General features: G+C 64.7%; 11 protein-coding genes and 1 pseudogene. 3 read left to right on the forward strand and 9 right to left on the reverse strand.

The window, feature by feature from the left end; translation table 11 throughout:
• Positions 1 to 243 precede the first annotated feature (243 nt).
• The gene (locus RPX00_RS07585; protein ID WP_406638750.1) at positions 244 to 873 is read left to right on the forward strand and encodes a TetR/AcrR family transcriptional regulator; all 630 of its coding nucleotides are present in this window, start codon (positions 244 to 246) and stop codon (positions 871 to 873) included.
• Here the strand turns inward: RPX00_RS07585 and RPX00_RS07590 are convergent.
• The gene (locus tag RPX00_RS07590) at positions 794 to 1,417 is read right to left on the reverse strand and encodes a TetR family transcriptional regulator (protein WP_406638751.1); all 624 of its coding nucleotides are present in this window, start codon (positions 1,415 to 1,417) and stop codon (positions 794 to 796) included. The two genes, RPX00_RS07585 and RPX00_RS07590, sit on opposite strands and share 80 nt — an antisense overlap.
• Positions 1,418 to 1,519: 102 nt before the next feature.
• Between RPX00_RS07590 and RPX00_RS07595 the strand changes: the two genes are divergently transcribed.
• Together RPX00_RS07595 and RPX00_RS07600 are read left to right on the forward strand one after the other, a co-directional pair.
• Positions 1,520 to 2,581, forward strand: coding sequence for an FAD-dependent oxidoreductase (locus RPX00_RS07595; protein WP_406638752.1), 1,062 nt, complete (start codon positions 1,520 to 1,522; stop codon positions 2,579 to 2,581).
• Positions 2,578 to 3,189: a DUF3159 domain-containing protein gene (locus tag RPX00_RS07600; protein WP_406638753.1), complete on the forward strand. Its 612-nt coding sequence runs from the start codon at positions 2,578 to 2,580 to the stop codon at positions 3,187 to 3,189. Before RPX00_RS07595 ends, RPX00_RS07600 begins: the two co-directional genes overlap by 4 nt.
• On the opposite strand, the gene RPX00_RS07605 is transcribed toward RPX00_RS07600, so the two are convergent.
• The 8 genes and pseudogenes from RPX00_RS07605 to RPX00_RS07640 all read right to left on the reverse strand — a co-directional run bounded on the left by RPX00_RS07605 (position 3,190) and on the right by RPX00_RS07640 (position 12,215).
• The gene (locus RPX00_RS07605; RefSeq protein WP_406638754.1) at positions 3,190 to 4,515 is read right to left on the reverse strand and encodes a KamA family radical SAM protein; all 1,326 of its coding nucleotides are present in this window, start codon (positions 4,513 to 4,515) and stop codon (positions 3,190 to 3,192) included.
• 241 nt (positions 4,516 to 4,756) lie between these two features.
• Positions 4,757 to 5,545, reverse strand: coding sequence for an enoyl-CoA hydratase (locus tag RPX00_RS07610; protein WP_406638755.1), 789 nt, complete (start codon positions 5,543 to 5,545; stop codon positions 4,757 to 4,759).
• A 24-nt stretch (positions 5,546 to 5,569) separates the two neighbouring features.
• Positions 5,570 to 6,777, reverse strand: a pseudogene (locus RPX00_RS07615) (YbfB/YjiJ family MFS transporter).
• 102 nt (positions 6,778 to 6,879) lie between these two features.
• Entirely contained in the window at positions 6,880 to 7,257 is a 378-nt protein-coding gene (locus RPX00_RS07620; protein ID WP_406638756.1) for a cupin domain-containing protein, read from the reverse strand.
• 43 nt (positions 7,258 to 7,300) lie between these two features.
• Complete coding sequence (locus RPX00_RS07625; protein WP_406638757.1) at positions 7,301 to 8,272, reverse strand: class I SAM-dependent methyltransferase; 972 nt, start codon at positions 8,270 to 8,272, stop codon at positions 7,301 to 7,303.
• Positions 8,269 to 10,083 carry an FAD/NAD(P)-binding protein gene (locus RPX00_RS07630; protein ID WP_406638758.1) on the reverse strand — a complete coding sequence of 605 codons (1,815 nt, stop codon included), beginning with the start codon at positions 10,081 to 10,083 and terminating at the stop codon, positions 8,269 to 8,271. The genes RPX00_RS07625 and RPX00_RS07630 overlap by 4 nt, the downstream gene beginning before the upstream one ends.
• On the reverse strand, positions 10,076 to 10,834 hold the full coding sequence (locus RPX00_RS07635) for an N-acyl homoserine lactonase family protein (RefSeq protein ID WP_406638759.1): 759 nt from the start codon (positions 10,832 to 10,834) through the stop codon (positions 10,076 to 10,078). The genes RPX00_RS07630 and RPX00_RS07635 overlap by 8 nt, the downstream gene beginning before the upstream one ends.
• A 490-nt stretch (positions 10,835 to 11,324) precedes the next feature.
• Positions 11,325 to 12,215 carry a ParB/RepB/Spo0J family partition protein gene (locus RPX00_RS07640; RefSeq protein WP_406638760.1) on the reverse strand — a complete coding sequence of 297 codons (891 nt, stop codon included), beginning with the start codon at positions 12,213 to 12,215 and terminating at the stop codon, positions 11,325 to 11,327.
• Between the last annotated feature and the right edge of the window lie 16 nt (positions 12,216 to 12,231).

Here is a 12,231-nt window from a genome sequence, read left to right on the forward strand (position 1 = left end):
ACCTCGTGGAGGCGGTCAGCTGCTGATCGTTGACCGATGCGGCTCGAACGCAGGTTGTGGTGCGTCGCAAAGAACATCGGGCCGTTCCGTGATGAAACCGGGACCGGCGAATCGGAGAGCGCCAGCGGCCCGTCACGACCCCCTCGACCGTGCGGACCGCTGGTCGCGCCTTCTCGATCATCCTCGCTCGCCCACCGGTTGCAAGTCAAGTGTATTATGTCAGCACCGAGGGAAAGGGCTGGCGTGCCGAAGAAGGTCGACCACCGTGAGCGCCGGGAGGAGATCGCCCGCGCGCTGTGGCGGGTGGTGGAGCAGCAGGGCTGGAACCGGGCGACGATGCGCGAGGTCGCCCGCGAGGCGGGGGCCTCGCTCGGGCAGGTGCAGCACTATTTCTCGACCCGGACGGCGATGCTCACGTTCGCGATGGAGTTCGCCGCGGAGCACACCTCGCACCGGGTCGCCGAGGGCCTGGCCGGTGCCACGCATCCTCGCGAGGTGCTGCGCGTGACGCTCGCCGAGATGCTGCCGCTGCACCCCGACTCCCGCGCGACGAGCCGGATGAGCGCCGCGTACGTCCTCGAAGCCCTGCACGACCCGGAGTTGCACGCACGGCTGCGCGACGAGTTACGAGAGAAGCGCGCGATCGTCGAGCACCTGCTCCGGCAGGCCATCGCTGACGGGCACATTCCCGCGGATCGCGACCCAGAGGTCGAGACGAACCTCGTTCTCGCGCTGACCGGGTTGACGCCGCTGCTGGACCTCGACGTGATCGAGCCCCGCGCCGCGCTCGCGGCTATCGATCGGCATCTGGACCAGCTGTTCGTCCAGCCGCCCCGACGAGGCAGTGCTGCACGAGCGGGCCGAACCGGCTGACCAGCTCGTCGATCGACGACGACGCGATCGGCTCGATCCGCACGACGTACCGCGCCACGGTGAGGCCCAGGAGCTGGACGTTGACCATGCCCGCCCGGTCCGCGGCGTCCGGAGTGTCGAGCAGCTTCGCCAATCGCTGGGTGATTTCCCGGTCGACATACTCGCGAATGAGCGTGTCGGACTGGTCCTCGGCCGGGGCTGACCGGGTGAACATCGCGAGCGGGGTCCGGCCCGAGGCGTCCAGGTTCTCCAGAAGCGTCCGGACGATGCGCTCGCCGAGGCCGTCGAGTCCGCCGGCGAACACCGCCTCGATGGCCGGCGGGAGCTGCGCGGACATCTCGACCGCCGCGGCGAAGAGGCTCTGCTTGTTGCCGAAGAAGTAGAACACCATCGCGGGATCGACACCCGCCTCGGTCGCGACCGCGCGCACCGTCGTGCCGCCGTAACCGCGCTCCCGGAACAGCGCGCGTGCCGCGTCCAGGATTCGCTGCTTGCTCTCCGCCCCGGTTCGCCAGCGTCCGGGGCGCGCACTCTGTTCTGCCATGACGCCGGTGAGTCTAGCCGAGCTTTCTTCATCGTTGGTGGAGTTTCGAGTCGAGTCGCGCTAGCCTGAACTTCATCAGTGATGAAGAAAAAAGGGGCACGGATGAAAGTGATCGTGATCGGCGCAGGTCTGGGTGGGTTGACGCTCGCGCAAGGGCTGCGTCAGGCGGGGATCGACGTCGCCGTCTACGAGCGAGACGGCGCGGAGGGGCGCATGCAAGGGGTAAGCCTGCATGTGGACGATCGGGGCGCTTCGGCGTTGCGCGGATGCCTGCCGCCGGCACACGCCGCGATGGTCGAAGCCACGATGGGCGGGCTGCGCGAGCAGACGCTTTCGGTGTCCGAAGTGGACGGAGCACTCGCGGTCGTTGGCGCTCAACCGTCCGCCGCGCGACCTGGACGGCAAACGCATCGTCCTTTGCTGCGTGCGGTTTTGCTGACCGGCTTGGCGGACGCGGTCCACTTCGGAGCGGAGTTCACGCGGTTCGAGCAGCAAACGGACGGCACGGTCAAGGTGTGGTGTGCCGACGGTCGCACGGACACGGCGGACGTCCTGGTCGGCGCGGACGGGATCGGCTCGGCGGTCCGCCGTCAGTATCTGCCGCAGGCGCGAGTGGTCGATTCGGGGCAGCGCATGCTCATGGGCGCTACCGCGTTGCGGTTTGCGGCGGGATTGCCGGACTTGATCGGCAGCAACCCCGCCGTCGCCCGGGTGGGAGACCTGACGATGGTGCTGGCCGCGCTGCGGTTCACCTCGCCGCCGATCGTGGCGCGGCAACGATTGCTGCCCGCTCTGCACCACGATGCGGTCGCCTCGCTCGAGGACTACCTGATGTGGGCACTGCCGGCCACGCGGGAACAGCCGGACCTGCCTCCCGTCCTGCGGCGGATCGTCGACGAGGCGTGGCCGGAAATGACGTCCACGCTGCGCATCGGGACGATCCCGCCGGTCCCCGCCTGGCCAGCCAGCCCGGTGACGGTTCTCGGCGACGCCATCCACCTGGCGCGAGGGTTCGGCGGCAACCTCGCGATGCAGGACGCACACCGTCTCCGCGAAGCCTTGATCGAGGCCGACCGCGGCCGGGTCGATCTGGTCGAGGCGATCGGTGCCTACGAAGACACGATGCGTGCCTCCGCTCCGGTGCCGGTCAAGGCGAGCGCATGAGCTTCTCCGTCCTAACTGAGAAGTCGTTGTCCCTGTTCGCCGCGATGGGCGGCTGGCGCACGGTCGCCGAAGGCGTCGCTTCCCGGGTGCTGTTTCTGATCACCTATTTGGCAACCGATCAGGTGTCGACCTCCGCGTTGGTCGCAGTCGGTGGAGTGGTGGTTTTCGCCGTGATCCGGGTCTTCACCGACCGGAAGTACTGGCAGCCGGCGATCGGGCTGGCCATCTTCGGAGTCTCGGCGTTACTGGCCGGGAGCACCGGGAACGCGGTCGACTTCTACCTGCCAGCCGTGCTCACCCAGGCAGTCGGAGGCGCGGTGTTCCTGCTGTCCATTCTGGTGCGGTGGCCAGTGCTCGGACTGGTGCTGGGCGCGGCCCGCGGCGAACGGTTCAGCTGGCGGCGGGACCCTTCACAGCGCCGACGTTACCAACTGTGCACGGCGATCTTCCTGGCGAAGTACGTCCTCGCCACGGCGGCGTTGCTGCCGTTGTACCTGACCGAGCGAGTGACCCCGCTCGGTATCGCCGCGACATTACTGGGCGGCGCACCCGCGATGGGCGTGTGCGCCTACCTGTGCTGGCGGGTGCTGCGCGCTCAAGCCGCCTGACTAGTCCCCGATTTCCTCAAGGGGAAACCGATCGCTGAACGCAGGTTTGAGGTCGCTCAACCAGACCGCGGCAGGGTCGTACTCAGCGAAGAACGGCCTGCCGACCAGATCCGGATTGCGGGCTTGGATCAAGTGCAGGGCGAACACCTTCCGACCCGCCACCTCGACCACCCCGTCCACGCAGACCTTGCCCGCCGTGGTCGACATCGAGGGCCCCCGCACGGTCCGCGCCAGGCCGGAGACCGCGGCATACGCGCCGCGAAAGATCTCGTACCCGCGCGCGAGCGGCACCGCGAAGTAGTCCGCCGGACCGGTGTCCCGCTCTACGAACATGTAATACGGGACCATGCCAAGGCGCACCTGCCGGCGCCACATCGCTTCCCACACCTCGCGCGAATCGTTAATGGAACGGATCAGCGGCGCCTGGGTGCGGATCACGGCCCCGGTACTGCGGATCCGGGAAATCGCCTGCTCGACAATCGGGGTTTCGAGTTCTCGTAGATGGGAGAAATGGGCCATCAAGGCCAGATTCCGGCCCGAGCGGACGACCTGCTCGAAAAGCGCAAGCAAATCCGCGGCGTCCGGATCGGTGACGAACTTGCGCGGCCAGAACGCCAATGCCTTGGTGCCGACCCGAATAGATTCGATCTGGTCGAGCGCGAGCAGGGGTTCCACATACCGCCGCAGCACCGTCGCGCTCATGATCATCGCGTCGCCGCCGGTGATCAGCACATTGGTGACCTCGGGGTGTGCGAGCAGATAATCAACGAGTTCCTCGGCTCCACCGTCATCGGCCGCGATCCGCAAGCCGGGCTCACCGACGAACTGCGGCCAGCGGAAGCAGTAACTGCAATAGGCGTGGCAAGTCTGCCCCTGGCGCGGGAAAAACAGCACCGTCTCGCGGTATTTGTGCTGCAAGCCCTCCAGCACGTTTCCGTCCAAAACCGGCCGGTTGAGCTGCATCTGGCCCGCCGGGTGCGGGTTGAGCCGCATCCGCACCCGATGGACGGCCTGCTGTACCTCGTGCTGCGGTGCGTCGCGACGCAGCAGGTCGGCGATGTGCGCGACGTCCTCCTCCGGCAGCATGTCCTTCTGCGGGAACATCAGCCGGTAGATCGGGTCGTCCGGGGCCGATGACCAGTCGATCAGCTCATCGACCACGTAGTTGTTGGTCCGGAACGGCAGGACTTCCGCCACCGCTCGCACCGCCAGCCGCTCGGCGGGCGGCAATCCCGCGCGGGCGGTCAACTGGTCCAGGTGTCTCGCGGTGAAGGCGCGGAATCCGCGCTTCATCGAGGTTGGCTGGGTGGTATCCATCAGGGTCACGTGCGCACCTTCGCTCCGTTGACGGAGGCCGCGAAGCGCTCGCTCGATGAGGGCGTCTTCGCGGCTCAGCGTTCATGGTCGTCGTGTTTCTCCTTGAGAAAAGAGCGTCAAGAAACCAGCGCACCATGATTCACCAGGGGAATCCGCGCGCTGCTATTATGCTCGACGCTTTACACTTCGGACGCTAAAGAAAGTCTCGTCGCACATCGTCCCCCATTCAGCCGAGCCCGAACGGCCGGTATTAGCGGTGCTTGAACTGTGGCGTGCGTTTGGCGAGGAAGGCGTCCATGCCTTCGCGCTGGTCTTCCGTGCCGAACAACGCTTGGAACATGCGCCGCTCGTAGGTCAGCCCCTCGGAAAGCGGGCTTTCAAACGCCCTGTTCACGCAATCTTTGGCAAGCATCACGCTGGGCATGCCCAGGCCGCAAATGGTGTCGGCCGCGCTCAGCGCTTCCGGGATCAGCGCATCGGCTGCCACCACCCGCGACACGAGCCCGGCGCGCTCAGCCTCGGCGGCGTCCATCATCCGGCCGGTCAACACCATGTCCATCGCCTTGGCTTTACCGATCGCACGCGGAAGCCGCTGCGTCCCGCCAGCGCCAGGCACGATGCCCACCGTGATCTCGGGCTGGCCGAACCTGGCCGTGTCGGCGGCGATGATGAAGTCCGCCATCATCGCCACCTCGCAGCCGCCGCCGAGTGCGTAGCCGGCCACCGCGGCGATGACCGGCTTCCGCACCTGGCGCATCGTTTCCCAGTTGCGCGTGATGAAGTTGGTTGTGTAGGCCTGCATGAAGTCGTAGTCCTTCATCGCCGCGATATCGGCCCCAGCGGCGAATGCTTTCTCGGTGCCGGTCAGCACAATGCAGCCGATGCCCTCGTCCTGGTCGAAGGCCAGCAGTGCCGCGCCCAGTTCGTCCATGACCTGGTCGTTGAGGGCATTCATCTGCTTCGGCCGGTTGAGCTGAATCAGACCGGTCTTCAGCGGGCGTTCGCCGTGCTCGCTGGTGAGCAGGTATTCATACGGCATGGCGTTCCTCCTGGACGGTGGGGGTCAGGTGGGCCGACCGCTGGATTCGTCGAGCGATCGGCTCATCTGATCAACTGCTGGACGCTGCAGCAGGTTGACACCCGCGGCGACCGCCAGCAACACCGGCGACACCCAGAAGCCGGCCGAGATGTTTCCGGTGGCATCCGAAATCGCGCCCGCCAGCACCGGGGAGACGGCCTGTCCGAACGCGAACGCGACCGTCAGCAACGCAATGGCCGCCGTCCACGACGAGACCGGCAGCTGCCGCTGCGCCACGATCGTGATCGCGGTCGGACCGGCCAAGAAGCTGCCCCCGAAAAGGATCGCGGACACGAACATCGCCGCCGCGCTTCCGGGAAAGATCAAAACCGGCAAGGTGCCCAGCATGACCGTCGCGAACACCATGGACGGCCCCCGCGACTCCCGGATAACGCCAAGCACCTTTCCCCAGAGCAGGGTCGCCACGGCCGACACCAGTCCCAGTACCGACCAGAACCAAATCACCTGTCCGCTGCTGCGCCCTGCTCCTGCAACAACGCGATAATGAACGTCATGTAGCCGACATAGCCGGCTCCGAACAGCCCATATCCGACAAAAGTGGGCGCGACCTTGCGGAATTCCCGGCCCCGCAACAAGGCGATGCGGCCGCCCGTCGGCTCTTGCACGCTACGGGCGGCCCACCACGCTGCTGGCAGGCACACGGCACCGATGAGGCCGAGAACAATCCACCCCTCCGGCCATTGCTGCGGGCCACTGCCCAGAACGATGGGAATGGCCACGCCAGCCAGCACAATGCCGACCCCCACGCCGGCGACGTAAAGACCGACGAGCGTGCCGCGCCGGCGCGGGTCCTGCGCCGGGCAGATCGCGGACGCCAATCCGGCCCCGAGGATAAAGGTAAGCGCCGTCGAGGCTCCTCCGATGGTCCGCAACACCACGAGGGTGAACACATTCGTGGTGGCCGCGGTAACCAGGAGAATTGCGACACTTACGGCGAAACCCAGGAGAAACGTACGCGCCATACCCCAGCGGTAAGCGATCCATGCCGCTACCAGCGCACCCACGACGTAACCCGCTCCGTTCGCGGTATTCATCGCGCCAGCCTCGACGTACGTCCATCCCAGGTCCGCCCGCATTGGCGGCAGCAGCAAGCCGTAAGAGAAGCGGGAGAGTCCCAATGCGACCGCCGCACCCCCGGACAACCCCAGCGCTGTGATGACCTCCCGCCACATTCGCCGTCGACTGTCGTCAGCTTTCGGGGGTAGCTCTGCTGCCACTGCCAGTTACCTCGAGACGCCGTTGTGAAGGAACACCGGTTAGCTGCTCCGCGTCCGTTACGGGGCAGCCCGTTCCACTGTAGCGAGGGGCTGGTCGTTGTTCACCACGAAGAAGCACAACACCTTCAGCGGATCGGGGCCGGGCACCCGCGCGTAATGCACCGCGTCAGTGGGAACCGTATAGGAACTGCCGACGACGTGGTGCTGATCCGGCTTGCCTTCGACGCACAAGTAGAACTCGCCGCCGATCACGTAGCCGGTCTCGATACCGGGGTGGGTGTGCGGAGACGCGCTCGTGCCGGCCGGGACCTCGATGATGCTCGTGTTGATGACGTATCCGTTGGGGAACTCGGTCTTCTGCAGAAGCGTCCGCTTGATGCCTCCCTGGACATGCACAGCGGCGGTTGGTTCGTTGGAAACTTCGACGTCGGGCATGCTGCTCCTCCTAGGGCGGATTCCTACATTTTCTTGTCAGGCACTACGCCTTGACGCCAACTGCCGCCAGAGCGGTGCGCGGGACTTCCGCGATGTAATGCTCTTGCTCGCGTCGGACCGAGATCGGCCCGAGCGTCTCCTCGACGAGAGGTTCAAGACTCGCCTCGATGTCCTGCTGCGAACCGGAGATCTTGCAGAGATCGTAGGCGCGGTATAAATGCATGAGCGCGTTGCGCTTTGCTTCCTCAGCCGTCTGCGCCTCCAGGATAAACGGGTCATTCATATCATGGATTTCCACCTCGGGAAAGCCAGCATCCGCGAATAGGTTGCTGATTTCCTCCCGAGTGAGGTGTTTGTGGGGATGGCCCGTGCGCGAATACGGATGCACAACATCGTCGAAGAACCGCGCAGCACCTTCGCCGGCCTCGAATGCGTGCACCACGAGCCGGGCGCCGGGCTTGAGCGTGCGATATGACTCCGCGACGGCCAACTGCCGCACTTCCGGGCTCAGGAGTTGCGTGCCGTAGCCAATGAGAACGCCGTCCAATGAGTCGTCTCGAAACAGGCTCCTGGCCGCGGACTGGCGAATATAGGGCAACTCCCCTGCCCGGCACGAGCTGATCATCAGGTTCGAGATATCAGCCGTGAACACGGTAGGAGCATCGTTTCCGAGAGTCGCCGCCAGCCGCGCTACGGTGCCGCTGCCGCCCAGGACATCAAGCACCCGAAGGTCTGGTCCGGGGGTGTCGCGAGAGAACCGCTCCAGGAGGCTCACCATGCCGACCCGCCGGCTGTTCGAACTGTTCTGCGCTTGGCTCCAAGCCTGCCCGCGGCCTCCCGTGTCCTGATCTTCGAACTCCCAGGACAACGTGTTGAGTTCCTTGAGGTAGTCCTCGATCGCGTCGGCCTCGATGCGTTCCGGGTCGAGCAGTTCGTACAGCCTGGGGTACTTCGTGCGGATCTCTTGCAGATACCCTTCAAAGGTAAGATCGGCTATGTAGGTGCTGCTGGTCATCGGACTGCCTCCGAACGAATATCAGGCGTAGCCGTCGAGCGGGTAGGACCAACTGTGGCGATGTCGTCGAAAATTCCGAGCACGATCCGTTCGGCGTCGACGGTCTGTCTCGACATAATTCCCGGCCGCGGCAAGGCATGGGTGTAGAAATGCGGGCCTTCGACCACGTACCCGACGGCCCACATCCTGGAGTGCACTCGGCCGTCAGCCTTTTTCACCCGCAGGTTCTCGTCGATGTCGATCCCGGACGGATGGTAATCCCCGTTCATAAACGGCCGGATCACACCGCGCCGCACAAGGTTCGCGGACAGTGGAGACGAGTCAGTACAGGGCGAGTACTTGTCGAGCCTTGAAGAAATTACCACATCAGCGGCGATCTTTACTGGACCGTCCGGGAAGTCGAGTGAGATCCGGTAGTTGTTATCCGGCGTCTCAATCCTGCTGGCAGCACCGCCGGCGACTTCGAGGATCCCAGCCTCGAACAGAGCCAGCCATTCTTCATTGCGGCGCAACGGAGGGCCAAAGGTAACCCGGTTCACGATCGGGTCGAACTGCTCGACGAAATAACGATGCGAGGCCGGGGTCAAGCCGCCGTACTCCACCGCTGCGCGGAACCCCTCGCGAGAATCCCGCAGGACGTCCGTCGCGGCCTTGACACCGCTTGTGAGGTTTCCCCGATACGCTTCGCTGAGATCGTTGGTCATGAGCGTCAGGAACCACTGGCGAAACTCGGCCGGCGAGCTGAAGTGCTCGTCTTCCAGCGGCCACAGGATCTTCCGGATCAACCGAGTTTCCTCGGGCGTCGGCGTGAAGCCGGATGCGTCGACCTGCTCGTCGCTTTCGGCCATCCGGTAGGCATAGGCCATTTCAGTAATGAGCAGCGGGAGAAGGTCAGCCTTGAAGTCGATCCGCGCATCGCCCCGCGCCATGGCGTCGGCACGAAGTTTGGCCACTGCCTGCGGTGTGAAGAACTGGCAGATGTGGCGTCCAGTCTGCCCTTTCTGGTTGATCCCGCGGGCTGCGAAAGGCAGTGCCTGACGAGAGCAGAGCCAGAGCCGCGGCTCGCGTCCGGAGGCTTTGTACACCAACTTGCCCTGCTCAGTCCGGTACGTGCCACCACGGCCCAAGGTCAGCGCGGAGACCACATCGTGCGCAGTAAGACCGAGCCCCTGGACCGCCACCCGCGCCTGGCTCGCGATCGTGTCCAGCTTACTGATGGGATAGGGAGACGCGAAGTAAGCGAGATGCGGATTCGCGGCTCGGTTATCTTGCGCGAAGGCAGCCAGCCGCCGATCCTCGTCTGTCGGCACGCGTTGGCCGTGCCCCATGGCGAGCACGGAATAGCGAGCAAAAACTGTCTGCCCGTTGTCGAGATCAATCGCGTACGCATCGTTCTCGAACCGCACGTCAAGCGCCCGTGCACGCACGTGCTGGACCTGGATATTGAGAGGCAACGCGGAGACGATCTCACGGCCGAAGGCCGCCAGGTACTCGCCGAGGACGACGCGCGGAAGGTGGGTCATCTCCGCGCTATTGCCCTGTTTGACGGCCCAGTCGAGCACCGATGGCGTGCTGTCATCTCCGACCGCACTCACCGGCGGGCGCACCGTGACCTGAGACGCGAGCGTGTTGATCAGAAGATGGCTGGGCTGATCCGTGGGATGGCTTCCCTCGCCGAGGTTTCCAGGATCAATCACCAGCACGTCAAGGCTTACGTCGTGCGGCAGCCGCGCGCGATGCTCCACCAGCCGCTCAAGGATGGTGAGCGCCCGGGGGCCGCCGCCGATGATGGCGAGCCGGAAGCTAGACATTGGCCGCGTCCGCGCGCGAGTCTTCGAAAGCCAGGCTGGCGACCGGGGCGGTGTGCACCATCGCGATGTCCGGACTGAGCGGGGAGGAGGGAAAAGCGGTCCGCACCAACGGATCGTGCCCCGGGATGATGTGGTCCAGGCTCTTGGCGCGGGCCGCGATACGCTCGTAGGCGTCGAGATACTCCTCCAGGTCGACAAAGCTCTGGAAGGGAATTCCCCGACGCAGATTCTCGTAATAGTGCACGGCATCGCTGGCGAGGATGATCTCCCCGCGCGCGGTGGCGACCGTGACGAACTGCAGCCCTTTGGTATGACCGCCGCACAGGTGCACAGAGATGCTTGGCGCGATCTCCTGGTCTCCCTCGACGAAGTTCAGCCGGCCCTCGTACAGGCTCTGCACGGCGGCAGCCACGTCGTCGGCCTCGTAGGTCTTTCGCAATTGCTGATGTCGCATGCTAGGCCCGGTGCAAAACCGCATCTCAGCGGTTTGCATATGGACCTGCGCGCCAGGAAATGCGGAGATGTTCCCAGCGTGGTCATAATGCATGTGCGTCACGATGACGTCGCTGACGTCGTTCGCGGTGACACCCAAGCGTCCCAGCAGGTCGAGCGGATGCGAGTGGTAGTGCCGCTCACGCCGGACAGCGGTTTCAGCCGTGAAACCGGTGTCGACCAGCACGGTGCGCCCTTGCCCGCGAATCAGCCAGACAAAGAAGTCCAGCGGCATGTCCGCCTCGTGAAACGGGTCCACGCCGAGAAAGTTGGCAGCGCTCTTACGGCCGTAGTGCGAGGCGTAGCGCAGAGCGAAAACCTCGTAGACAGGCGAATCGGAAACGCTTGGGGCCATCACTGGGCCGCCCCCGGTAGACCTTGAGAGATCATGGCTCTAGAACGTAGCGGACATCAAACACACTGGGCAACAGTTCTCGTTGACTAAGCGGAAAATAACCGACCGCGCACGACTGCACCATCCGGTCAAACCTGTTGGCGCACAACGAAAAGCCCGACGCACGGCCGGGCTCTTCGGTCATGAACGACAAGCGCGGTACAGTTCTGAAATCCAGAACTCAGAAGTCGCCTGTGGCACCTCGTTTGTATCGGCTTTCTATCCCATTTAATGAGCGCCTTTGACTGAGGCCAGCGCCAGCCTGGACGTCGGCGCAGCCCACGGCCAGTTAAACGCCTGGTTGCGGTCCGACGCGCGGGCCGATACGATTAATCGCGTACCCCCAGAACAGACACTACCCGGTATTGCGATTCGGCTGCCTCAGTTCCTCGGCAAGGTTTTTCCACCGTTCAGCACACACCAAGGCGAGTTCGGCGAAGTTGTCTCGGCGGTATTCAGGAAGACCCTGAATGAGATTGTTCCGCTGGTCGTCATTGATGTCGCAGATACTGAGCCATTGCAGTAAGGTCCGCGCGACGGCGTTGAACCGCAAGGAAGGATCCTTGCGCAGGCCCTGCAAGTCCGGACCGGTCGAACGCTGCCGAGACGGCCCCGGGATCACCCTGTTCTTCGCATACTTGATCGGCACCGGGTCGTCACCGCGCCGCAGCCGATCACGGACATCGCGAGCCGTTCCCGTCGAGATTCCGGCCGTGCTCGCGATCTCACGCAACGGAGCATCCGGCCGTTCCGCGATGATCTTGGCAGCTGCCCGCCGCCCTTCCGCGGTGTTCAGCGGCCGCACCCTGCCGTCTTTGCCGATCCGCGTGTGCGACTGAGAGGAATTGCCAGTCGCACGGCTTCGGATCGCCCCCACCGTCGGCGCGCTCAGCCCGGTCACGTCGGCGATAGCCCGATCGGACCACGCCGGTTGCGACTCCAGAATCCGCAAGACCGCCGCCTCGCGATCTGCTCGGGTAAGCGGAAGCCCATGCCGCACATTCGACTGTACGGACTGCACGAATGCTTCGAAATCCGTGCCCTCGAAGTACTTAACCGCGATTTCCGTGTCTCCACGCCGACGAGCAGCGAGGATTCGGTGGGTCCCATCGATCACCCGCATAGTTGACCGATGCACCAGAACCGGCGGCAGCCGCGCACCCGCGCCGGCGAGCAATTCGACGTGCTTAGAGTCCTCCCCGTCAAGCCGCGGCGAGCCGGCAAGTATCAACGCATCAAGCGACACTGAATCTGACACTGTT

This window comes from Amycolatopsis sp. WGS_07, from assembly GCF_045278895.1.
GTDB lineage: Bacteria > Actinomycetota > Actinomycetes > Mycobacteriales > Pseudonocardiaceae > Amycolatopsis.

Coding starts and splice junctions, on each gene's coding strand:
- RPX00_RS07590 (WP_406638751.1), bottom strand. CDS start 1,417: ATGGCAGAACAGAGTGCGCGCCCCGGACGCTGGCGAACCGGGGCGGAG.
- RPX00_RS07595 (WP_406638752.1), top strand. CDS start 1,520: ATGAAAGTGATCGTGATCGGCGCAGGTCTGGGTGGGTTGACGCTCGCG.
- RPX00_RS07600 (WP_406638753.1), top strand. CDS start 2,578: ATGAGCTTCTCCGTCCTAACTGAGAAGTCGTTGTCCCTGTTCGCCGCG.
- RPX00_RS07610 (WP_406638755.1), bottom strand. CDS start 5,545: ATGCCGTATGAATACCTGCTCACCAGCGAGCACGGCGAACGCCCGCTG.
- RPX00_RS07620 (WP_406638756.1), bottom strand. CDS start 7,257: ATGCCCGACGTCGAAGTTTCCAACGAACCAACCGCCGCTGTGCATGTC.
- RPX00_RS07625 (WP_406638757.1), bottom strand. CDS start 8,272: ATGACCAGCAGCACCTACATAGCCGATCTTACCTTTGAAGGGTATCTG.
- RPX00_RS07630 (WP_406638758.1), bottom strand. CDS start 10,083: ATGTCTAGCTTCCGGCTCGCCATCATCGGCGGCGGCCCCCGGGCGCTC.